Annotated in this window: 25 protein-coding genes and 1 tRNA gene; 11 read left to right on the forward strand and 15 right to left on the reverse strand. The window is 65.5% G+C overall.

All coding sequences use genetic code 11. The annotated features are described in order from the left end of the window. Nucleotides 1-183 (reverse strand): Flp family type IVb pilin, encoded by a 183-nt coding sequence (locus LZ586_RS00335; RefSeq protein ID WP_235077739.1) that lies wholly within the window; start codon nt 181-183, stop codon nt 1-3. Nucleotides 184-308: 125 nt separating this feature from the next. After that, entirely contained in the window at nt 309-497 is a 189-nt protein-coding gene (locus LZ586_RS00340) for a Flp family type IVb pilin (protein WP_235077740.1), read from the reverse strand. 55 nt (nt 498-552) lie between these two features. Here LZ586_RS00340 and LZ586_RS00345 point away from each other — a divergent pair, with 55 nt between their 5' ends. Next, a complete protein-coding gene (locus LZ586_RS00345) occupies nt 553-963 on the forward strand; it encodes a (deoxy)nucleoside triphosphate pyrophosphohydrolase (protein WP_261346019.1) in 411 nt (136 codons plus the stop codon). On the opposite strand, the gene LZ586_RS00350 is transcribed toward LZ586_RS00345, so the two are convergent. Next, nucleotides 960-1,799 carry a methyltransferase domain-containing protein gene (locus LZ586_RS00350; RefSeq protein ID WP_235077741.1) on the reverse strand — a complete coding sequence of 280 codons (840 nt, stop codon included), beginning with the start codon at nt 1,797-1,799 and terminating at the stop codon, nt 960-962. The genes LZ586_RS00345 and LZ586_RS00350 overlap by 4 nt on opposite strands. Before the next feature lie 42 nt (nt 1,800-1,841). On the opposite strand from LZ586_RS00350, the gene LZ586_RS00355 reads away from it, so the two are divergent. The 5 genes from LZ586_RS00355 to LZ586_RS00375 all read left to right on the forward strand — a co-directional run bounded on the left by LZ586_RS00355 (nt 1,842) and on the right by LZ586_RS00375 (nt 4,258). Beyond that, nucleotides 1,842-2,573 (forward strand): ComF family protein, encoded by a 732-nt coding sequence (locus LZ586_RS00355; protein ID WP_235077742.1) that lies wholly within the window; start codon nt 1,842-1,844, stop codon nt 2,571-2,573. A gap of 34 nt (nt 2,574-2,607) precedes the next feature. After that, on the forward strand, nt 2,608-2,865 hold the full coding sequence (gene grxC, locus LZ586_RS00360) for a glutaredoxin 3 (RefSeq protein WP_235077743.1): 258 nt from the start codon (nt 2,608-2,610) through the stop codon (nt 2,863-2,865). Next, complete coding sequence (locus LZ586_RS00365) at nt 2,862-3,683, forward strand: carbon-nitrogen hydrolase family protein (RefSeq protein ID WP_235077744.1); 822 nt, start codon at nt 2,862-2,864, stop codon at nt 3,681-3,683. The genes grxC and LZ586_RS00365 overlap by 4 nt, the downstream gene beginning before the upstream one ends. Further along, on the forward strand, nt 3,680-4,147 hold the full coding sequence (locus LZ586_RS00370; protein WP_235077745.1) for a DUF1178 family protein: 468 nt from the start codon (nt 3,680-3,682) through the stop codon (nt 4,145-4,147). Before LZ586_RS00365 ends, LZ586_RS00370 begins: the two co-directional genes overlap by 4 nt. A 34-nt stretch (nt 4,148-4,181) precedes the next feature. After that, nucleotides 4,182-4,258, forward strand: a tRNA-Arg gene (locus LZ586_RS00375). A 730-nt stretch (nt 4,259-4,988) separates the two neighbouring features. Here the strand turns inward: LZ586_RS00375 and LZ586_RS00380 are convergent. After that, on the reverse strand, nt 4,989-5,348 hold the full coding sequence (locus LZ586_RS00380; protein WP_235077746.1) for a hypothetical protein: 360 nt from the start codon (nt 5,346-5,348) through the stop codon (nt 4,989-4,991). After that, complete coding sequence (locus tag LZ586_RS00385) at nt 5,348-6,154, reverse strand: DUF6402 family protein (protein WP_235077747.1); 807 nt, start codon at nt 6,152-6,154, stop codon at nt 5,348-5,350. The genes LZ586_RS00380 and LZ586_RS00385 overlap by 1 nt, the downstream gene beginning before the upstream one ends. 162 nt (nt 6,155-6,316) lie before the next feature. Here LZ586_RS00385 and LZ586_RS00390 point away from each other — a divergent pair, with 162 nt between their 5' ends. The 4 genes from LZ586_RS00390 to LZ586_RS00405 all read left to right on the forward strand — a co-directional run bounded on the left by LZ586_RS00390 (nt 6,317) and on the right by LZ586_RS00405 (nt 8,290). After that, entirely contained in the window at nt 6,317-6,946 is a 630-nt protein-coding gene (locus LZ586_RS00390; protein ID WP_235079856.1) for a DNA/RNA non-specific endonuclease, read from the forward strand. Nucleotides 6,947-7,018: 72 nt separating this feature from the next. Further along, nucleotides 7,019-7,438, forward strand: coding sequence for a hypothetical protein (locus tag LZ586_RS00395; protein ID WP_235077748.1), 420 nt, complete (start codon nt 7,019-7,021; stop codon nt 7,436-7,438). A gap of 75 nt (nt 7,439-7,513) precedes the next feature. After that, entirely contained in the window at nt 7,514-7,828 is a 315-nt protein-coding gene (locus tag LZ586_RS00400) for a hypothetical protein (RefSeq protein ID WP_235077749.1), read from the forward strand. Between the two features lie 150 nt (nt 7,829-7,978). After that, the gene (locus LZ586_RS00405; protein WP_235077750.1) at nt 7,979-8,290 is read left to right on the forward strand and encodes a hypothetical protein; all 312 of its coding nucleotides are present in this window, start codon (nt 7,979-7,981) and stop codon (nt 8,288-8,290) included. Nucleotides 8,291-8,416: 126 nt separating this feature from the next. Here LZ586_RS00405 and LZ586_RS00410 read toward each other — a convergent pair whose 3' ends face one another. From LZ586_RS00410 to LZ586_RS00425, 4 genes are all read right to left on the reverse strand, one after another. Then, nucleotides 8,417-9,826, reverse strand: coding sequence for an alpha,alpha-trehalose-phosphate synthase (UDP-forming) (locus tag LZ586_RS00410; RefSeq protein WP_235077751.1), 1,410 nt, complete (start codon nt 9,824-9,826; stop codon nt 8,417-8,419). Next, complete coding sequence (locus tag LZ586_RS00415; protein ID WP_235077752.1) at nt 9,823-11,619, reverse strand: glycoside hydrolase family 15 protein; 1,797 nt, start codon at nt 11,617-11,619, stop codon at nt 9,823-9,825. The genes LZ586_RS00410 and LZ586_RS00415 overlap by 4 nt, the downstream gene beginning before the upstream one ends. Further along, on the reverse strand, nt 11,616-12,365 hold the full coding sequence (otsB, locus tag LZ586_RS00420) for a trehalose-phosphatase (RefSeq protein WP_235077753.1): 750 nt from the start codon (nt 12,363-12,365) through the stop codon (nt 11,616-11,618). Before otsB ends, LZ586_RS00415 begins: the two co-directional genes overlap by 4 nt. A gap of 333 nt (nt 12,366-12,698) precedes the next feature. Continuing rightward, complete coding sequence (locus tag LZ586_RS00425; protein ID WP_235077754.1) at nt 12,699-14,054, reverse strand: M28 family metallopeptidase; 1,356 nt, start codon at nt 14,052-14,054, stop codon at nt 12,699-12,701. Between the two features lie 266 nt (nt 14,055-14,320). Between LZ586_RS00425 and LZ586_RS00430 the strand changes: the two genes are divergently transcribed. Further along, the gene (locus LZ586_RS00430; RefSeq protein WP_235077755.1) at nt 14,321-16,033 is read left to right on the forward strand and encodes a hypothetical protein; all 1,713 of its coding nucleotides are present in this window, start codon (nt 14,321-14,323) and stop codon (nt 16,031-16,033) included. A gap of 105 nt (nt 16,034-16,138) precedes the next feature. Here LZ586_RS00430 and LZ586_RS00435 read toward each other — a convergent pair whose 3' ends face one another. The 6 genes from LZ586_RS00435 to LZ586_RS00460 form a co-directional block, all read right to left on the reverse strand. Continuing rightward, entirely contained in the window at nt 16,139-16,417 is a 279-nt protein-coding gene (locus LZ586_RS00435) for a hypothetical protein (protein ID WP_235077756.1), read from the reverse strand. A gap of 266 nt (nt 16,418-16,683) precedes the next feature. Beyond that, complete coding sequence (locus LZ586_RS00440) at nt 16,684-17,142, reverse strand: YaiI/YqxD family protein (protein WP_235077757.1); 459 nt, start codon at nt 17,140-17,142, stop codon at nt 16,684-16,686. Nucleotides 17,143-17,305: 163 nt separating this feature from the next. Beyond that, on the reverse strand, nt 17,306-19,045 hold the full coding sequence (locus LZ586_RS00445) for a DEAD/DEAH box helicase (RefSeq protein WP_235077758.1): 1,740 nt from the start codon (nt 19,043-19,045) through the stop codon (nt 17,306-17,308). A gap of 140 nt (nt 19,046-19,185) precedes the next feature. Then, nucleotides 19,186-20,346, reverse strand: coding sequence for an NAD(P)/FAD-dependent oxidoreductase (locus LZ586_RS00450; protein ID WP_261346020.1), 1,161 nt, complete (start codon nt 20,344-20,346; stop codon nt 19,186-19,188). Nucleotides 20,347-20,359: 13 nt separating this feature from the next. Next, nucleotides 20,360-20,539 (reverse strand): hypothetical protein, encoded by a 180-nt coding sequence (locus LZ586_RS00455; protein WP_235077759.1) that lies wholly within the window; start codon nt 20,537-20,539, stop codon nt 20,360-20,362. Nucleotides 20,540-20,757: 218 nt separating this feature from the next. Continuing rightward, nucleotides 20,758-21,825 carry a glycosyltransferase gene (locus tag LZ586_RS00460; protein ID WP_235077760.1) on the reverse strand — a complete coding sequence of 356 codons (1,068 nt, stop codon included), beginning with the start codon at nt 21,823-21,825 and terminating at the stop codon, nt 20,758-20,760. Between the last annotated feature and the right edge of the window lie 23 nt (nt 21,826-21,848).

The raw sequence follows: 21,848 nt of genomic DNA on the forward strand, positions 1-21,848 counted from the left end.
TTAGCTAGCGGTGCCCGACGCGGCGGTCATCGTGCCCGACACGTTGTTGAACGTGCCCTTCAGCGAGTTGCCGAGGCCCTGCATCGCGGCGATGGCAGCAACGGCGATCAGAGCGGCGATCAGGCCGTACTCAATCGCGGTCGCGCCCTTGGAATTCTTGATGAAATTGCGGATCTTCTGCATACCGGTCTCCAACGTTCAAAAGGAAGCTTCATTTACCCGGCCGCTCCGATTTCCGGATCGGCACAGCCGCAATAGCGAGAACCGGTAAACACTTAGCTAATGCAACAGGTTACGGTTGCGTAACCTTAAGCGGGCGTGACGCTGACGACCTTCGTGCTGACATTGTTCCAGATGTCGGTGGTGGTGGTGCCCAACAGGACCAGCGATGCCATGATCGCGAGCACGATAAGCGCCAGGATCAAGCCATATTCTATGGCTGTCGCAGCCTTTGGATCGCGGAGCAGGAACCGCAAATTTCGCACCAAGGCTCGCATCGCGCTTCATTCTCTCGCACTGGACAGGTTCCAATTAGAAGAGCGGGGTTACCAAGTGCTTAGCAAGTCGGACTTGTTGCTGGTCGTCGCCGCCGCGATGATCGATCCTGAAGGGCGGGTGCTCGTCCAGCGCCGCCCAGCCGGTACGCCTATGGCCGGGCTGTGGGAGTTTCCCGGTGGCAAGGTGGAAGCCGGCGAAGTTCCGGAAACGGCATTGGCGCGCGAACTGGAGGAGGAACTGGGGATCGCCGTGGAAGCCGCCGACTTGAAGCCGTGCGCCTTTGCGAGCGAAGGCCTCGGCGCCAGGCACCTGCTGCTGCTTCTATATCTGGTTCGAACATGGCGCGGCGCGCCTATCGCGCAGCATGCCGAGGCGCTGCAATGGGTGCATCCGAGCGCGTTGCGCGCGCTCGCCATGCCACCCGCGGACGTTCCGTTGGTCGCCGCGCTGGAGCGATTGGTCTAGCTTGCGCCCGGCCCTTTCAGCGCCTGAGCCAGTGAGGTGGTGGCGCTGCCGCGGCGGGCAGGCTTGGGCTGGGACGGGTCCGGCGCCCAGCCGGTAAGATAGACGATCTCGAACTTCTCGGCGGTGCGGCCGTCCGGATCGGCGCGCTCAGCAAAGGCATGGGCGGCGCGGGCGAGCGTTTCGCGGGTAAGCGGACGTGCGTCGGGAAGCAGGTTGGTGGCGGCCATGCCGCGCAGGTCGCGTAGCAGGTTGGCGATGCCGCCATAGCGCACGTTCAGTGTCTCGACATCCGCGACCGGCAGGGTGAAACCGGCGCGGCCGAGCAAATCGCCCGCGGATCGCACCTCGATCTGCGGGTGGAAGCGTGCCGCCGGGCGATCTGCCTCGGCAGCGAACATCGAAGCGCGGAGCGTTGAAAGCGTACCGGCGCCCAAAAAGGCGCCGAGGAACAAACCGTCCGGGCGCAGCACGCGGCGGGCCAGGACAAGCGCGCCGGGGACATCGTTGACTTGGTCGAGCACCCCGGCCGAGATGACCAGGTCGAAGCTCGCATCGGCGAAAGGCAGGCGATCCTCGTCGGCCTGCACGCCGCCCGCGGCTCGGGCAAAGCCGAAGCCGCTGTCGAGGCGGGCGACCCGCTTGCCAGGCAAGGTCAGGTCGCCGGCAAAGCTGCCGAGGTCGAGCACATCACGGAAGTCGCGCTGCACGCCCTCAAGCCGTTCGACAAGCCCGTCCAGCATGTGCTGGCGCACGAACGAGAAGTCCGGATAGGCGGCTGCGGCACGGTCCCGGCGGCGGCGGCGGGTGGCGCGGGCGAAGATTTCGGAGTCGGACACAGGGCGCTTGTGCAGCCCGCGACCGCCCGCGACAAGGGCGTCATGGCGCTGCTCACCCCGCTGGCCCGACTTGCCGATTTCGCGCTGCCGCCGCGTTGTCCCGGCTGCGGGCAAGTGACGGCGGAGGATCACCGTTTCTGCGTCACTTGCTGGTCCAGCCTGAGCTTTCTGGGTCCGCCCTGGTGTGCGCTCTGTCACCTGCCGTTCGAGTATGATCGGGGTGCGGAGGCGCTGTGCGGGGCGTGCATGGCCGACCCGCCGGCACATGATGGAGTGCGCGCGGCGGTAGCCTATGGCAACGTCGCGCGCGGCGTGGCGCTGAAGCTTAAATATGGCGGGCGGCTTGGATGCGCGGAGACGATGGCGCGGGCAATGGCGCGGCTGATGCCGGGGGATGTCGAGATGCTGGTGCCGGTGCCGCTGCATCGTTGGCGGATATGGAGCCGAGGGTACAACCAGGCTGCGCTGATCGCGCGCTCCCTGAGCCGGGTGCAAGGCACGCCGGTAGAAGTCGACCTGCTTCGCCGAGTAAAGGCGACGCCGGTGCTACGCGGGCTCGGCGCGAAGGGGCGGGTAAGGGCAGTCGCAGGCGCTTTCGCGCTCGGGCCGGACGCCAGGGCAAAGCTGCGGGGCAGAACGATTGTACTGGTCGACGACGTTCACACCAGCGGTGCCACCGCCGAAGCCTGTAGCCGCGTGCTCAAGCGCGGCGGGGCGGCGAAGGTGATCCTTCTGTGCTGGGCGCGCGTTCTGGATATCGAGGGCGCGGATTGACAAGCGCCCGGAGGGAACACACGTCAGGAAGATCATGGCGAAAATCGAAATCTACACCAAGGCCTTCTGCCCCTATTGCACGCGCGCGAAGGGACTTCTTCGCGCAAAGGGTGCCGACTTCGAAGAGACCGATATCAGCATGGGCGGGCCGAAGCGCGAGGAGATGATCCAGCGCGCCAATGGCCGCACCACCGTGCCCCAGATATTCATCGACGGGCGTCACATCGGCGGGTCGGACGACCTCGCCGCGCTGGATCGGCAAGGCGGACTGGATCCCCTGCTCGCCGCATGAAGGCCGCACTGCTGCAGATGACGAGCGGGATCGACCCCGCCGCGAATGCGCGCACCCTAGAGGAAGGCGTCGCGCAGGCTGCCGCCGGCGGTGCCGCGATGCTGTTCACGCCGGAGATGTCGGGGCTGCTCGACAGCGACCGCGACCGGGCGGCGGGATCGCTGGTGCGCGAGGAGGACGATCGCGTGCTGGCGAGCGTGTGCGAGGCGGCGGCGCGGCACGGCATCTGGGTGCATCTCGGCAGCCTGGCGATCGTCCGCGCCGATGGGAAGCTGGCCAATCGCGGGTTCGTGATCGACGATGTCGGCGCTATTCGCGCGCGCTACGACAAGATGCACTTGTTCGATGTCGACCTGGCGAGCGGCGAGCGTTGGCGGGAATCGGACCGCTATGCCGCCGGCGAGGGGCCGGTGCTGGTGGACACGCCGCTCGGCAGGCTGGGGCTGGCGATCTGCTATGACCTGCGCTTCCCCGACCTGTTCCGCACCTTGAGCGACGCCGGCGCGACGCTGTTTGCGGTACCTGCGGCATTCACGCGCCCGACCGGGGCGGCGCATTGGCATGTGCTGCTACGTGCCCGGGCGATCGAGGCGGCGGCGTTCGTGGTCGCGGCGGCGCAGACCGGCGAGCATGAGGATGGCCGCGCCACTTATGGCCATAGCCTGGCGGTCGACCCATGGGGCGAGGTGCTGCTCGACATGGGCGATACCGCAGGGCTGGCTCTGGTCGAACTCGATGGGGAGCGGCAGCGCGAGGCTCGTACGCGCGTACCGGTGCTGCAGCACCGGCGCACGATCGGGCCGGTGACGGGATCGTGATCGTCTTCGACCTGAGGTGCAGCGCTGCGCATGTGTTCGAAGCATGGTTCGGCTCCAGCGCAGCCTATGAGGAACAACGCGCAGCCGGGCTGGTGGAATGTCCGCTGTGCGGAGACCGGGAGGTGGCCAAGGCGGTGATGGCGCCGAACGTCGGCGCGAAGGGGAATCGGCGAGCGGACGTCGTGCACGCGCCAGCTGGCGCTGTACCCGCCCACGCGCCTTCGCCCGAGGCGATGAAGGTGATGATCGGCGCGCTAGCGGCAGCGCAGGCCAAGCTGCTCGAGAAGTCACAATGGGTAGGCACCGGCTTTGCCGATGCGGCGCGGGCGATGCACCTCGGCGAAATGCCCGTCGCGCCGATCCACGGCCAGGCGACGGTGGCGGAGGCGAAGGAACTGATCGAGGAAGGCGTTCCGGTCGCGGCGCTGCCATTGCCGGTGATCCCGCCCGAGGCTTGCAATTGATTCCTGCCGCCGGGCTCTTTACCAGCGGCGGCGTGCCCCGATAGCTCAGCAGGACAGAGCAGTGGTTTCCTAAACCAAAGGTCGGGAGTTCGAGTCTCTCTCGGGGCACCATTTTAAGCGATTAATTTGAAACCGAATTCCCGGCGATCTTGGTTGAGATTCCGGGGCGGGAATGGCCCGGTTTGAAGTTCAATTTGAAAATCAGCCCGTTTCGAGCTTTCGGAGGGCTGCTTCGGCGAGCCTCGGATCCCTGTTGAGGTAGTGAGCGTCAGACTTCTACACCATGTTCATGGCATTTGCTGCCAGAGTGGAGCGTCTGCCGTTGGATCAGGCGGTGATAGACGGCCTTGCAAGCAGGATAATAGCCCTTGGTGAGGAAGTTGATGCAGCGCTTCGTGTGGACGCTGAGGATCGATCTCACATCAACCCGCACGTGGTGACCTATGCTAACGCCGTAGCGCGGGCTGCACCAGATAGAGGTAGCCGCGTTGCTTGAGCGAAAGCTTTCGCGCAGTACGTGTTCAAGGAGACTCCGACCGTGTCGGAGATTGGCGTGTCCTCAGAGGTGAAGTCGCCGGAGCAGGAGACGGAGCTTGCGGACGCGACCGAAGCCGACGAGGTCTAGGCGCCTTACTGCGGTCGAGGCGTTCTCGGGCCTTCGATGGGGTGGCCAGCGGTCTCCCGGGCCCGGCGCTCCGCCTGCCTTTATGCCGAAACGGCGGGTCTCGCTTCCTCGGCGGGGAAGGGGCAAGCGAGGGGGGTGCCGCCGGTGAAAGACACGCCGGCCCCCTTGCGGCTGAAGATCAGCAGGCTCCGCTCTTTAGTGGCAAGGTAAACTACGCTACCACTCAACCGACCATCGTTCGTTCTGAGGCTCGTAGATCGCCGTGGTGCCGATCTGCACGCCCCCATCTTTCGTCCACAAAGTGGGACCGACTCCACTCGCATCGAACGGGGAGGAGTCGACCTTCTTTCCGCTCGGTAGATGAAGGCGGGCATATACCAGCTGGTCGGCAATGGAATGGGTGACCACCTGCCATCGCGTGGCGCTGCGGACTTCCAACTTGTAGCGGCCGTCGGGAGACGTTTCCGCATCGAGTGTCTCGTCCCCTGATGCCAGATAGGTGCCCAGGGGAACGGCGACGATCGCGACGGCGAGTGTGCCGATGATCGCCAGTTTCATCTTCTTGCTGATCGGCATCACGAGAAATCCACGATGATTGGCTTGGGAAGCTTCTGGCGTTCGATATCGCTGAAGATCACGAAATCGCCGCCTTTGGCAAAGCGGGTGCGATAGCGGGAGAAATCCGTATTGTTCACGCTGAACAGCTTCAAGCTTTCCGCTGGCTTCCAGCCAGCGATGCTGGTCACATCGTCCTGTGCAATGGGGATGCTAGGCTCCAGCACGTTGGCCTTGGTAACCCCATTCGGCCCCCATTGCCCGAGCATCTGATCTCCGTTGAAGTCATAGGTGTCCCGCAGGTACACGCCGATCTCATCAATGGCCAAGCGCATCTGTCCATTCGCACCAGGCGTGACCAATCCGGATACCGCCAGTTTGACCGACGCAGCGCCGATGGCTGCGTAGAAGCTGTCGATGGGCGTCCAGGCGGAAGAGGGGATCTTCTGGATGTTCACCTGACAGGTAACATCCACCACCGCTGCACGCGCGCTCAGGTCGCCGAAGCGAAACGGGCGGCCGCCGGGCACCTTGCTCTGCCATTGGCGCAGCTGGTTTTCGAGATGCGGGCGAGACCTCTCCATCCTTTCTGGCAACGACCATGTTTTGATCAGTTCATCTCGAGCGTCGCGGGCGCGGGTGAACTTCATCGCCCAAGCCATGGTGACCAGCTTTTCCTCCAGGTCCCCTGGTGGAATCGTGCCCTCTTTCTCCTTGAGCGACATGATCCTTGCAGATCGGTGGAACCACCGCTCCATCAGCGCTGCCGCGATGATCCAGCCCTTCGTACGCATAACCTTGGGGATGTCGACTATCGTGAAGACCACACTGTTGCTCCGACCGCTTCGTCAGGCACGATGTAATGCTGAAAAGAAGATCGCGCCAATTCTAAACCCGCGAGGCTGATTTAGCGGTGTGTGTGGCTGGAAACTGCTTCCAAGCTGAGATCTGTTGAAGAACCGTTGCTGATCCTGTGCGAGACCTCCGATATGAGCCACTCTTCGGCGTCGATCTCCGCTTTGAAGCCGCTCACCTTCGCGCGCTGCTCAGGGTATCTGCGGAAACTTGCCCGTCAATGCGGTGGCCCCGCGGAAGCCATCGGCGGCTCAGGCCGTCCCAATAACCCGACAAGCTCGGCTGGTAGGCCAACCAACGGTCCGCTTGGTCACAATGACTTTCGTGGGGGCGGCGGGAGTGTCGGGGGTGGAGGTGCAAGCGGAAGTTGGGACGCGCCAGCGCAAGCGGATTACTCTGCATCCAGACCTTCAACCCAGCCGGAGCGTCGCGACCATGCAGGTGGATCTGCGAGCCTTTCCGACAAGAGGGGTGGCGATGGCAAAACCGAGCATCGTACTATCGTCGTGCGCAACGGCTACACCTATGAAATCGACGCTCGTGGCCGGACGAGACGAGTGTCGGGCGTGCTATCGGACAGCGATATGCCGGCCCGTTCAGCCACGAACCAGGCGAAGGCAGGCGGTGAAGACCGTCGTGCGAGCGACGACGGCGGGCACTATATAGCGGCGCGCTTCGACGGGCCGAAGGATGCCTTCAACCACTTCGCCCGAAACCAATTTCAACCGCGGCCGCTATCGTGTGCTCGAGGACGATTGGGCTAATAGACGTCAGCTTCACGATCAAATGCCAGAAGAGGAGCATCAAAATGCCCAACGAGCGAACGGAGAAGCTGCATGGCAGACGATGAAACTGAGCGCCTGCTCACCACGATCGGTCACTTGCTGGCAAGGGACAAAGAGTATCCGCTCGATGGAACGCTGCTCTATGCAGAGGTCGGCCAAAACTTCGTCGCCCCATCGATATTCAAGAATCTCTCTGACCACATCCTATATCGAGACCCCGACCTCAGAGAATTGGGCGACGCCTTGCTCGATCTCTGGGAAGCGCAGGACAGTGACGATCGGTGGGAAGAGATCGAATATGTTGTGCGCGACGGAAAGTTCGACGTGGCCTTTACCTATCCTGAAGAAATCGATCGTGAAGAGGACTCGTTCGAGCGGCGCGATCGGGTGGTCCAGAGCTATTTTGGTACCAAGCGGATTGTGTATCCGCCTCTGTTGGCTGAGGGTGATGGGCCTCGGTACGAATTGTAGCCCTAGAACGAGGTCGTGCGGTCACGTTGTACAGGAGGCCTAGGGCAAACAACATCGAGAGAGGGTGGTAAAATCATGATCGCCATCCAAGTCGCGCGTATCATCGCGAATATGTCTTTGTTTCTTGACCTTACGGATGACGAAAATCTCGATCCCGATACGGCCGTCCAGATGATTGAAGCGCTAGGGGGAGGCCTGCAGGCGCTCGACAAGCCTTTTCTCCGCGAACTCGTCGACGCGTTCGCTGTGATAGCTCCGGAGTACAGGGGCGAGGCGCAGCGGCTGGTCCGCAATCTGGCTCACGACTTCTATCTTGAGGAAGCGCTGGCAGCCGACGATCCGGCGAAGCTGGCCGAACTGGAGGCGCAGCGAGACGCGGAGGAGGATTGAACGCCTACCACTACAGCCCGGCGAACGGGATAACTGCTCGCTCAACTACGGAGTTGATGCAGCACCAGCTCGTCAGAGGTTGTGCAGCGCTTCCGCTCGCCGCCTAAGGCATGAGGCCGCTCCAACATCGATGTCACAGGAGGTCAAGCCATGATAGCTCTTCAAATTGCGCAAATAATCGCCGATTTTGTAGTGTTTCTTGAGTTGACCGACGACGATGTCTTGGACCCCGACGATGCCGTCGAGATGATGGAGGTTCTGGCAGGCGATCTTCAGGCCTTGGACAAAGGGTTCCTTCGCGAGTTGATCGACGCTTTTGCTGTGGTCGCCGGGGAGTGCAGCGGCGAGGTGCAAGAAGTGGTGCGCAACATAGCATACTACTTCTATCTCGAAGAGGAGCTCGCCTCCGACGATCCGATTAGACTGGCGGAATTGGAGGCCCTGCGCGATGCGAGGATCTAAGGCTGAGCTGGAGGCGCGCGAATAGCGGCACTGGACAGCCTGCCCGCACCTTGGTGGGGTCATGCACCTCACAGCATAGTCGTTCGGGCCAGCGTCTGGCGCTCGGCATCGCTGGACTGCGCGCAGCTAGACGGTAGCGTCCTCTGCTTCCGGATCGGCTAGCGGTACTTCCAGTAGCGCGTCCGTAAACCGCTTGCGCCACCACAGCACGTCCTCGCGCTCGATCCCCTCCATCATCGCGCGCCAGCGGCGGATGCGTTCGGCGCGGGGCATGCGCAGCGCCTGGAGGATCGCGTCGGAGATTTCCTCGGCGCTGTGCGGGTTCACCAGCACGGCGTCGGGCATCTGGTCGGCGGCGCCGGCGAAGCGGGAGAGGATCAGGACGCCGGGGTCCTCCGGGTCCTGTGCGGCGACATATTCCTTGGCGACCAGGTTCATGCCGTCGCGCAAGGGAGTGACCAGACCGATCTTGCTGGCGCGGTACACGCCGGCGAGCACGTCGCGCGGATACCCCTGGTTGACGTAGCGGATCGGGACCCAGTCGAGATCGGCATGCTCGCCGTTGATCTTGCCCGACAGCGTTTCGAGCGCGTTGCGGATGCGCTGGTAGCTTTCCACCGCCGCGCGCGAGGGCGGGGCGATCTGGAGCAAGAACACTTCCTTGCGCTCTTCCGGATGTTCGCGGAGGAAGCGTTGATAGCCGAGGAAGCGCTCTTCGAGGCCCTTTGAATAATCCAGGCGATCGACGCCAACGATCATCGCGCGGCCGGTGGCGCTTAGCTCCATCTGTTGAAAGGTGTCGCGAGCGGTGTCGCTGGCGGACAGCTCGCGGAACTCCCGCGCGTCGATGCCGATCGGGCAAACGAGCACTCGAACGCTGCGGCCCTTGTAGCGAATCACGCCGCCCTCTTCGAGCTCCGCACCCATGTCGAGCCGGGCGAAGTCGCAGAAGGATTGGAGCCATTCGTCGGTGTGGAAGCCGATCAGGTCGTAGGCGAACATCGTCTCGACCAGCTCGGCGGCTTCGGGAAGCGTGCCGAGCAGGCGGCGGGGCGGCCAGGGAGTGTGCAGGAAGAAGCCGATCCGGTTCGCGCAGCCGCGGTTGCGCAGCTCCTGGCCGAGCGGGATCATGTGATAATCCTGGATCCAGACCGCGTCTTCTTCCTCGATCAGCGGGCGGACGGTCTCTGCGAAACGCTCGTTGGCGCGCTGATAGCCGCCGGCGAAGCCGCGCTCATATTCGGCCAGATCGATGCGATAGTGGAAGAGCGGCCACAATGTCCGGTTGGCGTAGCCGTTATAGTATTCCTCGATATCCTGTTCCTCGAGGTCGACGGTGGCGGTGGTGTAGCCGTCGCCGCGGTGGAGGTTGACCTGGCCGGTGAAGGCGTCGGTCTGCTCGCCCGACCAGCCGAACCAGATGCCGCCCATTTCCTTGAGCGCGGATTGCAGCGCGACGGCGAGGCCGCCCTGGGCGCCCGAATGCGAACCGGTGGGGGCACTTACACGATTGGAAATGACGATCAGGCGGCTCAACGGATGGCGCTCCAGGGTTTGCTGAGCAGGACGGCGCAGTTGATCATGCCGACCAGCGAATAGGTCTGGGGATAATTGCCCCAGAGCTCGTAGGTGACCGGATCGATGTCTTCTGAGAGCAGCCCGGCGGCGGTGCGGCGAGCGAGCATCTCTTCGAACAGGGCGCGCGCGTCGGCGCTGCGGCCGGTGAAGTGCAGTGCCTCGATCAGCCAGAAGGTGCAGACGTTGAAGGCAGTCTCGGGCAGGCCGAAATCGTCTTCGGTATCGTAGCGCAGCATGTGCGAGCCGCGTCGCAGCCCGGCCTCGACTGCGGTCAGCGTGTCCTTGAAGCGCTGGTCGTCGGGGGAGAGAAAGCGCAGGTCGAGCAGCTGGATCAGGCTGGCGTCGAGATCGTCGCCTGAGAAAGTGGCGGACATGCGGCGAGTGTCTTCCCGCCAGGCGGCGGTTTCGATGTGGTGGCGGATATGGTCGGCACGATCCTGCCAGAAGGCGCGGCGATCCTCGCGGCCGAGGACGTGCGCGGCATTGGCGAGCCGGTCGCACGCCGCCCAGCACATTGCCGAGGAATACGTATGGACGCTCTGGCGGGTGCGCAGCTCCCACAGCCCGGCGTCGGGCTGGTCGTAATTGTCCCAGGCGCGCTCGCCGACGCGTTCGAGCGCCTCGAAGTCCTCGATGCCGGACATGCGGAACAGGCGCTGGTCGAAGAAGGCCTGGACGTTGGACAGGATGATCTGGCCATAAGCGTCGTGCTGGATCTGCTCATAGGCCTGATTGCCGACGCGGACCGGACCCATGCCGCGATAGCCGGGGAGCTTTTCGGCAAAGCCTTCTTCCAGCGTCGCTTCGCCGAGCACGCCGTAGAGCGGCTGGATGTGGCCGCCCCTGGCGCTGTCGACGATGTTGCGGAGGTAGACGAGATAGCCTTCGAGGACATCGAGCGCACCGAGGCGGTTAAGTGCCTGGACGGTGTAATAGGCGTCGCGGATCCAGCAGTAGCGATAGTCCCAGTTACGCTCCGACCCGGCATGTTCGGGGATCGAGGTGGTGAGCGCGGCGACGATCGCGCCGGTTTCCTCGTGCTGGCAGAGCTTTAGGGTGATCGCGGAGCGGATAACGACGTCCTGCCACTCCAGGGGGATGGCCAAACCTCTGACCCATTCCTGCCATTCGTGGGTGGTGTTTGCGAGCATCTCGTTGACGCTGGAGGCTAGTTCTCCGCTGAAGCTTTCGTCGGGCCCCAGGAAGAAATGGAGGGGGCGTTCGAGGCGGAAGAGGCGTTCCTCATGCACCACGCCGACCGGCGCGGTGGTGGTGAGGCGCATGGTAAGTGCCTCCATCGTATAGCGAATATGGTTCGACCCGCCGATCCGCTGACCACAGCTATCTCCCCAGCCGCATGACGGACGCAGGCGGATGCGGATGCGCGGGCTGCCCGAGACCGGCCGAACGATGCGCGCATAGGCCACAGGGCGGTAGGTGCGGTTGTCGCGCCGAAAATAAGGGCAGAAATCGACGATTTCGATGCTGTTCCCAGCAGAATCGGTGTGCCGCGTCACCAGGATGGGGGTGTTGCGCACATAATGCTGCTCGGTCGAGACGCAGTCCTCAAGGTCGATCGCCCATAGCCCCTTGGCATCCTGCGCCGCAGTATCGGGCCCGCCGACCAGCGCCGAGAACATCGGATCGCCATCTACGCGCGGGACGCAGCCCCACACGAAACGGCCGGCGCGGTCGATCAGCGCGCTGACCTGGCAATTGCCGATCGGCCAAAGGTCGAGGTTGGTCGTCATGCAGCACTCCCACAGGCGGCTTCGAGCCAGGCGAGCGTCGCCTGGACATCGTTCAATCGATAGATGGCGTTGGTCGGACGGGGAGCGCCGATGAGGATCCCGGCGCCACCCAGAGCCGCGGCGGCTTCGAAGCCGGGCTCGTCCGTGTGATCGTCTCCCATGAACAGGGGACGCGTGGAGGCGAGTTCGGGTTCCGACATCAAGGTGCGGATCGCCGCGCCCTTGTCCCCGCCCGCCGCGCGGACTTCGACCATCATCTTGCCGGGCTGGAGGTGGAGGTTGTGGCGTGCCGCCAATTCGGTGGCGAGTGCCTGGGCGTCCGCCTCGGCACCCGGCGCCATGCGGAAATGAAGCGCGGCGCCAAGCGGCTTGTCCTCGACCAGCATGCCCGGCGTGCGGTCGGCCAGCGCGTGCATCGCGGCGAGCGCCTGGGCGAGCCCTTCGGGCCGGTCGGCGACACGGACGCGACCGTCGTGCCAGCGGAACTCCATGCCGTGGCTGCCGACCACGGTCATGCCGTCATCGCCGAACAGCGCCTGGACCTGCCCGGCCGGGCGCCCGCTGACGATGGCGACACGGCCATCGAGCCGCTGCGCCAGGCGGCGCATGAGGGCGCGCAGGCCATCGTCTACGGCGACGGCGTCCGGACGCTCGGCGAGTTCCACCAGCGTGCCGTCGAAGTCGAGGAACAGGCTGGCGCCGTCGAGCAGGCCGGCGGGCGGCGCGGGGAGGGGGGTGTCGGGCATGGCGGCTTCCTGACGCAGCGGGGCGTGGTTGGGAACCCCTGTGGGCTGCGCTAGCTTCCCTGGGTGGAGTCGAACGTCTGGCCCCGGCAAAGGCCGGGCCCAGCTTCCATGCACTGGCGATGACGTTATGCCACTTCGACGGCATTGCCACCGGGCCCCGGCCTTCGCCGGGGAACTGGAGGCTGAAACCTCGATCCTGCCCGGCAAGGGGAGGTGGCGTGCGTAAGCGCGACGGGGGGTGTCCCCTGGGCGCGGGGGTACCGTGCCGAAGCGGGGGATACCCCTCCGTCAGCCCTGCGGGCTGCCACCTCCCCTTTCAGGGGAGGAGTTGATTCATTCCGCGGTGGGCTTGCCGCCGGGCTTCCATTCGGGCTTGGCGCGGCTGTTGGCCAGGCTGCGCAGCGGCGCGACCAGTGACTGGATGGCGCGAGTCATGAAGGGGAGGTCGAGGCGGTCCACCGTGTCCTCGGGCGTGTGATAGGTTGGGACCACCGCCCAGCCCGAGACGGTGTGCGCAACGATGCCCTTTTCGGCGAGCGCGTAATTGTCCGAGCGCTGGAAGAAGTTCTGCTCGGGATAGGGATCGCTGGTCACCAGCGCGCCGTGTGCCTTGAGCGTCTCGCCGAAGGTCGAGCGGTCGAAGCCGGTCATCATCATCGTGCCGGCGGGGAGCTTGGGATCCTGCTGGCCGATCATCTCGATCTCGAGATTGGCGACGATCTGCTCGAGCGGCACAGGTGGGTTCTGGATGAATTTCCGGGCACCGAAGCCGCCTGCTTCCTCGCTGCCATAGGCGACGAAGAGCACGCCGCGGCGCATCCTCTTGCCCTGGGCGAGCGCCTTGGCCAGCTCGATCACCGCGGCGGTACCCGAGGCGTCGTCATTGGCGCCGTACATGATCTTGCCGTCGGGGCGGACGCCGAAATGGTCGAGATGGGCCGAGAGCAGCAGCACGCCCGCCGCCGGATCGGTGCCGGGCAGCCAGCCGATGGCATTGGTGGTCACGCGCGGCTCCTCGACCAGGCCGGGCAGCGTGAGCGCGATGTCGGCGTCGGGACGCTGCGCGAGCGCATCGAAGGCGGCGTCGGCCAGTGCGACCACGGTGGTGCGGGGATTGGGTGCCTCGCCCTTGAAGCTTCGCGGCAGGCGTGGGGCGCCGCCGATGCGCTGGAAATAAGCCTGCACGTCCGGCGTGGCGCGGACGATGACCAGCTTGACCTTGGCCGGATCGAGCGAGCCGGCGACGCGCAGCGGGTTCACGCTGGTATCGGTGACGATCACCACGTCGGCGGCGGGGACCTTTGCCGGGTCGGTGCCGGCGAACACGGTCAGCTTGCCCGTGACCGGCTGACCCGCGGAGGCGATCAGCAGCGGCGCGGCGACGGGCGCGCCATTGGCGGTGAGCAGCGCGGGGCCGGTGAGCTTGCGCACGACGATGTCGGCGGTCTGGGTGTAGCCGGTCATGCCGGGCGCGGTGTGGAGGCCATAGCCGCGGAACATCGCCCCGACGAAGGCGGCGGCGGCAGCCTCGTCAGCGCTGGCGCTTTCGCGCCCACGCAGGCCGGGGCCGGCCAGCACTTCGACATGGCCGCGGACCGAGGCCTCGTGGACGGTCTGCGCATGGACGGGGGCGGCGAGCGCGCCGGACAGGAGGGTGCCGGCGAGGAAGATGGTGTTCAGTCTGTGCATGGAGCCCCCGAGTGATTTTAGTGGAGCTTAAGAAGGGGGCGCCAGGAGAGCAACCGTGATGGGAACGCCGACGATCAATCCGTGCCGGGCAGAAAAGCAGCACATGAAGGAAATAAGACGAGCTTGCCTGTCCAAATCAGGACGGGCCGCGTGAACTCACCACCAACGACCCCGAACAACAACATATTGACTATATCTGACACCGGTATCACGATGGTGTCCACTATGGATCGGGCCAACCCGACCATGAACATGGGGAGAGTGCGATGAAGGTGCGTGCCGGGGTATCGAGCCTTGCATTGATCCTGATGCTGGCCGCGTGCGGCGACAGCGGCGACGGGGAAATCGAGGCGCCACCTTCGGCGTCGAACCCAACGCCGCCCCCGACGGCAATAACTTCGGGCCTCTTGCCCGTTGCCGGAGAGGCCGCCGCGTACAAGGACACGCTGCTCAAGCTCACCTTCGATGGAAGCCCGGTAATAACGGGGAGCGGGTCCATCCGCGTGTATCGGAGCGACGGAACGCTGGTCGACAGGATCGACACTTCGGCGAATGTCGTCGTCGCCGGCGGCGAGACGCAAGGCGCGATTGGCGCCCCGAACACCGAGATCGACAAGATCGGCAACGGCGTGCCCAGCCTTACGCAATATCGCTACACCTATTATCGCCCGGTTCGGGTGTCCGGAAACACCGTGACCATCAAGCTGCACGACAACGTGCTGGCATATGACACCGCATATTATGTGCAGATCGATCAGTCGGTGTTCAACGGACCTTTCCGCGGCGCGGGCAGCTTCCCCGGTATCGCCGGCACGAGCGAGTGGACGTTCCGGACCAAGGCTGCACCGACTTCCACCACCAGCATCGTCGTGGACGACGACGGGCCCGCCGATTTCCGATCGGTGCAGGGCGCGTTGGATCACGTGATGGCCACGGGCTGCCTGTCCTGCGCCGGCGCGGCGGCCGCCAAGACGATCACGATCAAGAACGGCACCTATGACGAGCAGCTTTTCCTGCGCAACGTCAGCAATCTAACGATCGTCGGCGAGAGCCGCGCGGGAACGATCGTGCAGAACAACAATTGGGAAGCCTTCAACCCAGGGACGGGGGGTAGCCGTGCCACGCCGAACACGACCTTCAGCAACATCGGTGGTGTCGCGACGCTCGGCAACCGGCTTGCTTTGGGTGGTGGAAGGGCGGTCTTCCTCATCGAGGGCGGCGACCTGCTCAAGGTGAGCAACTTCACGATGACCAACACACATGTGAAGGACGCGACGCAGAACAGCCAGGCAGAGGTCATATACTTCAACTCCGCGAACCTGAACGGCTCGCGGTTCGTCGGCACCGACATGAACTTCATCGGGACACAGGACACGCTTCAGATGAAGGGCTGGGTGTGGCTCTACAACAGCCTGGTGGCCGGCGATGTCGACTTCGTCTGGGGCTACCCTTACGCGATGCTGATCGAAAATACGGAGATCCGCACCGTCGTGGATACTGCGACGCAGACTTCGGGAGGGTATATCTTTCAGGCGCGCTCCGCGAAGGGGTATCCCGGCTTCGTGGTGTTGGGCGGGTCGCTCACGGCCGCGAGCGGGGTGCCGAACCAGGCGACCTACCTCGCGCGCTCGGGGGGCGTGACTCAGGCGCAGGGCTATTGCACCACCATGCTGGCACTGGGCGGCGGATCGCCGGGGAACGCCAACCAGTATTGCGACAACGTCGCATTCATCGGCGTGAGGATGGGCGACCATATCGCGCCGGCGGGCTGGTTCATCAATCCGATCCCCAACCTCTTGCCCAGGTCGAGCGAAGGTTGGCGTGAAAGCGGTTCGCTGACTGCGGCCGGAGCCCCGATGCCGCTTGCTGGACGCGAGACGCGCTATGCCACGAGCGGCGCGGATCTTTCGGCGGTCAATACCCGCGCCAAGGTGTTTGCCCAGTGGAACGGGAATGCCGGCTGGAACCCGCAGCCTTGAGGTCACGAGCCGGCACTCGGGGGAGTGCCGGCGAGGTTGCAGGCGCTATCTACCCCGCTTCAGAGGCACTGTTGCGGGCCTTCTGGGATGCGGCTCAACGACGGCTCACTGCTCGGACGTTTTGATCTCCGCGATCTCGTTGTTCGAAAGACCGGCACTTTCCTCATCCAGGAACCGCAAGAGTTCGCCGACCTCCTGCGGGTCGAAGCGAAGGTCGAGAGCATCCATCTGGATGGAGATCGTCTTTTGTTTGTCCGGCGCCAGGCCGGCGACGGTGTCGGCGCACTCCGCCAAGGTTCCTTTTCCGACCACGCTGGGATCGGAGCCGCCATCGCCTTCGGCAGCGTAGATCGTTGCCGGTTCACTAAGGGGGTAGGTCGTCATCGCTGCTCCTGTGGGTCGTCTTCGATGCGGGAACGTGCGGGGGCCTGGATTGGGCGCAGAGGCTTTCAGCTATATCCGGAGCGCCCCGTTTTCGGGCGAGGGCGGGAGTCCCGCTGGGAAATATGCCGCCGGACTGGGTCGGGGGTGTTCCGCATGGCGCGCTCTCGGGCGACACGGCGGATTGTGCGGCTTGCGCAGGATGGCTCGCTTTGCTCGCCAATCCACCCCCGCCCCCCCCTTTGCAGGGAGGGGAGTAGAAGGGGCCGCTAGGTTCCGCGCTTGAGCGCTACCAGGGTGGTGTCGAGCGCCTGGAGGAAGCGCGAGCGGTCGGCTGCTGCGAAGGGCTTGGGGCCGCCGATCTGCTCGCCGCCGGCGCGCAGGTCGGCCATGATCGCGCGGGTGGCGATGGCGCTGCCGATCGAGCTGGTGGTGAAAGGCTTGCCGGTCGGGCTGAGGACGCGGGCGCCGGCCTTGAGCGCGCGGTCGGCCAGGAGGATGTCGGCGGTGATGACGATCGCGTCGGGGCCGGAGGCTTGCGCGATCCAGTCGTCGGCGGCGTCGAAGGCATCGCTCACCACGATGCGGGCGACGAGCGGGTGCTGCGGCACGCGGATATGCTGGTTGCTGACGATCGTCACCGGCACTTCGTGGCGCCAGGCGACCTTGTAGATCTCGTCCTTTACCGGGCAGGCATCGGCGTCGACGAGGATGCGGGGTTGAGTCACTGGTTGTTACTCCAGTTCGTCGCGGGGTTTGTTACCCGCCGGAATGCTGCGCGTGGGGCCAACCTTACTTCCTCGTCATCCCGGCCTTGCGCCGGGATCCCGCTTCTTCTTGTGAGTCGAATAGCGGGACCCCGGCGCAAGGCCGGGGTGACGGAGGGTGTGATTAGCCGCGGGGGCCGCGGGGTGGGCCCTTGCGCACATAGGGCTTGGCCGAGTGGGTGCCGCGCGCGCCGCCGGTCGGGCGGTTGGCGCCGCCGGCCGGACGGTTCGGGCCGCCGCGCTGGATGCGGCCACCCTGCTGCACCGGGCCTTCGGAGACTTCGAAGCGGACATCGTCGTCTTCGCTGGCAGTGCGGGCGACCGAAGCCTGGAACTTGGCGGCAAGCGCGCGGGGCACCTGGAACGCAGTCTCGTTCGCGCCGATGCGGATCGCGCCGACTTCGTTCTTGGTGATGTGGCCGCGACGGCAGATCAGCGGCAGGATCCAGCGCGGATCGGCGTTCTGATTGCGGCCGATGTCCATGCGGAACCAGACGATGTCCTCGAAACCCTGGCGATGCGCCGATTGACCCTCGTCACGGGCGCCGCCCTGCGCGCGGTCGCTGAGTTCCTCGGGCTGCGGCATGGATGCGCGGTGGGCGTGGACCAAAGCGGCGGCGATCTCCTGGGGCGACTTCTCGGCCATCAGGCGCTCGGCCAGGGCGACGTCTTCCTCGTCGGTCTCGATCGGCGCGAGCAAAGCGGCGAGCAGGCGCTCATGGTCCTGGGCGCGGATCGCCTCGGGCGTCGGGACGTCAATCCACTCGGCGTTGATGCGGGCGCCGCGCAGCATCATCTCGACCCGGCGACGGCGCGGGAAGGGGACGATGAGCACGGCGGTGCCCTTCTTGCCGGCGCGGCCGGTGCGGCCCGAACGGTGCTGAAGGGTCTCGGCATCGCGCGGTAGCTCGACATGGACGACAAGGGTGAGACTGGGCAGATCGATGCCGCGCGATGCGACGTCGGTCGCGACGCAGACTCTTGCGCGGCGGTCGCGCAGCGCCTGGAGCGCGGCGTTGCGCTCGTTCTGGCTGTGCTCGCCCGACAGCGCCACGGCGGAGAAGCCGCGCTCGGTCAGCGTGGCGTGGAGGTGGCGGACATTGTCGCGAGTGGCGCAGAACAGCATCGCCGTCTCCGCCTCATGGAAGCGCAGCAGGTTGATGACCGCGTGCTCGATGTCCGAGGGGCTGACGGTGACCGCCTGGTAGGCGATGTCGCCATGGCCGCGATCCTCGCCGATGGTGGCGATGCGCAGCGCGTCCTTCTGGTAGCGCTTGGCGAGCTGGACGATGGGCTTGGGCATCGTCGCCGAGAAGAGCAACGTGCGGCGCTCGTTGGGGCTGGCGTCGAGGATGTGCTCGAGATCGTCGCGGAAGCCCATGTCGAGCATCTCGTCGGCTTCGTCGAGCACGGCGGCCTTGAGCGAGGAGAGGTCGAGCGCGCCGCGTTCGAGATGGTCGCGCAGGCGGCCCGGCGTGCCGACGACGATGTGCGCGCCGTGGCTGAGCTGGCGGCGCTCCTTGGAGGCGTCCATGCCGCCGACGCAGGTGGCGATGCGCGCACCGGTGGGGCCGTAGAGCCAGATCAGCTCGCGGCTGACCTGGAGCGCGAGCTCGCGGGTGGGGGCGATGATCAGCGCGTGCGGCTCGCGCGTCGGAATGACGCGGCCGTCTTCACCGAGCAGGTCGGGGGCCATGGCCATGCCGAACGCGACGGTCTTGCCCGACCCGGTCTGGGCTGAGACGATCAGATCGCGGCCATTGGCCTCGGGTTCGAGGACGGCGGCCTGGACGGGCGTGGGCGCGGCGTAACCACGCGCGGCGAGCGCTTCGGCGAGAAGCGGGGGGAGAGTCGAGAATGGCATGAACCCGCCAGATGGGGGCAGCGGGCGTGCAGGGCAAGCTTTATATGCGCCGCAGCAGATCATCGCCGCGCTTTGTACCTCGGGGATGCGGATAGTTGCTCAGGACAAGCGCGGGAGGCGCGGTTTCGATTGCGGCGGGTTCAGAGCGCCTGCGCCGCCGCCCAGCCGCTGGCCCAGGCCCATTGGAAATTATAGCCACCCAGCCAGCCGGTGACGTCGACCGCTTCGCCGATCGCGTAGAGGCCGGGGACTTTCCGCGCCTCCATTGTCTGCGACGATAGGTCGGCGGTGGAGATGCCGCCGACGGTGACTTCGGCCTTGGCGAAGCCTTCGGTGCCGTTGGGGAGGAAAGGCCAGCCGGCGAGGCGCTGTTCTGCCTCCGCCAGCTTGCGGTCGGGCAAGTTTGCGAGTTCGCCGGGAAGCGCGAGCTGTTCGGCGAGCGTTTCGGCGAGGCGGCCGGGGAGCGTGTCCGACAATAGTTTGCGCAGTGTCGTGCGCGGGTGGCTGCGCTTGGCGGCGGCGAGCCAGCCGGTGGTGGAGTGCGGGAGGAAGTCTATCGCGACGTTCTCGCCGTGGCGCCAATAGGAGCTGACCTGGAGGATGGCGGGGCCGGACAGGCCGCGATGGGTGAACAGCGCGGCTTCGTCGAAGCTCGCCTTGCCGGCGCGGGCGCGGACGGGAGCGGCGACGCCGGCGAGGTCGCGGAACAGCGACTGATCGGGCGCAAGGGTGAGCGGGACGAGCGCCGGGCGCGGCTCGACGACCTTGAGGCCGAAGCGGCGGGCGAGGTCGTAGGCGAAGCCGGTGGCGCCCATCTTGGGGATCGATGGCCCACCGGTGGCGATCACCAGCGCGGGCGCAGTGTCGTCTCCCAGCCGAAAGCGGCCATCGGCATGCGCGACCTCGCCGATCTGGCGGCCGGTCTGGATCGTCACCTGACCGGCGTCGCATTCGTCGAGCAGCATGTCGACGATCTGGCGCGCGGAACCGTCGCAGAAAAGCTGGCCGAGTGTCTTCTCATGCCAGGCGATGCGGTGGCGCTCGACCAGATCGAGGAAATCCTGCGCGGTGTAGCGGCCCAGCGCGGACTTGGCGAAATGCGGGTTTTGCGAGAGGTAGCGGTCGGGCGCGGTGTGGAGGTTGGTGAAGTTGCACCGCCCGCCGCCGGAGATCAGGATCTTCTTGCCCGGGCGATCGGCATGGTCGAGCAGCAGCACGCGGCGGCCCCGCTGGCCGGCGACCGCGGCACACATCAGGCCGGCGGCGCCGGCGCCGAGGACGATCGCGTCATACTCGCTCACGGAAAGGAACGCCTCAGCGCAGCTTGGCGATGTTCAGGCCGTCGAGCTTGGCACGCTCCTTCACGGACTCCTCGCTGCGAGTCAGCGCCTTGGCGATCGACTTTAGCGGCATGCCCTTCTTGGCCAGGGTGTGCAGCTTCTGGAGCTCGTCGGGTCGCCAGGGCTGGCGGTGACGCTCGAAACGCTCGGACACGGGAACACTCCTGCCGGGGCATCCGGCTGAAGCGCGCTAGCATCGCGGGCGACCCGGGGAAATGGCGAAGCTGTCGGCCTTGTCAAATCCTCCCCCCTCCGGGGGAAGGGGACCATGCAACGCATGGTGGAGGGGTAATCGCCGCGGGCGATGCCACATGAGGAGAATACCCCTCCGTCACGCTGCGCGTGCCACCTCCCCCTCCGGGGGAGGATTCGTTAGGCAGTCGCCAATAGGGGTTCGATCAGCGCGTCCTGGAGGTGCGCCTCCAGTTCGGCGGCGCGGTGTTCGGCGGTGTGTTCGGAGAGGACGCGGGTGCGGGCTGCTTGCCCGAGCGCGTCGGCATCGCTGGCGAGGGCGCTCAGGACATCGTCGGCAGTCTTCGCGAGGATGATCTCGCGGCCGGGCTCCAGCACCGTGTCGATGCCGTCCCAGATGTCGGAGATGATCGGCGTGCCGCACGCGCACGCTTCGAAGATGCGGACCGAAGGCGACCAGCCGGCCGCGATCATGTCGGCGCGCGTGACGTTCAGCGTGAAACGCGACGCGCTGTAGAATTCGGCATGGTCGGCGGGTGGGCAATGCTCGATCCGCTCGACATTGGCCGGCCAGTCAATGTCGTCGGGATATTGCGGGCCGGCGACGACGAAGCGCAGGTCCGGCCGCGCGCGTGCCGGCGCGATCAGCAGGCGTTCGAGCGTTGGCTGACGGTCGGGGCTGTAGGTGCCGAGATAGGACAGGTCCCACTTCTTCGGCACGCCGAGCGGGCGGTAAGCGGTGGCGTCGACCGAGCAATAAAGCGGACGCGCGGCAGGCGAGCGGTATTGCTGCTCCAGCCGATCCAGCGTCGGGCCGCCGGTGAAGGAGAAATAGACGTCGTAGCCTGGGATGACCTGCGGCGAGAGATATTCGAAGTCGCCGCGTTCCAGCTTCGCGAGCGTCACCGGCGTGTCGATGTCGTAGAAGCTGGTCACGCCTTCCGCACGGTCCTGAACGTAGCGGGCGACCGCCACGCCTTCGGGAACATAGGAGCCGACCATCACTGCGTCGGCTTCGATGATCTCGGCCTCGAAGCGGGCGAGGTCGGGCAGGTCGCTATAATATTCGAGGCGGCAGAAGCCCGGGTTCGGCAGGTCGCGGCTGTTGCGGTACCAGGGGACATCGCGTTCGAGGAACAGGATGTCATGGCCGCGCGCGGCGAACGCCTTGAGCAGCGCACGGAATGTCGTGGCGTGGCCATTGCCCCAGGACGAGGACAGCGAGAGGCCGAGTACGACGAGCTTCATGCCAAAATTCCGGACGTGGAGCG

Source organism: Sphingomonas sp. S2-65 (assembly GCF_021513175.1).
Taxonomy (GTDB): Bacteria; Pseudomonadota; Alphaproteobacteria; order Sphingomonadales; family Sphingomonadaceae; genus Sphingomonas.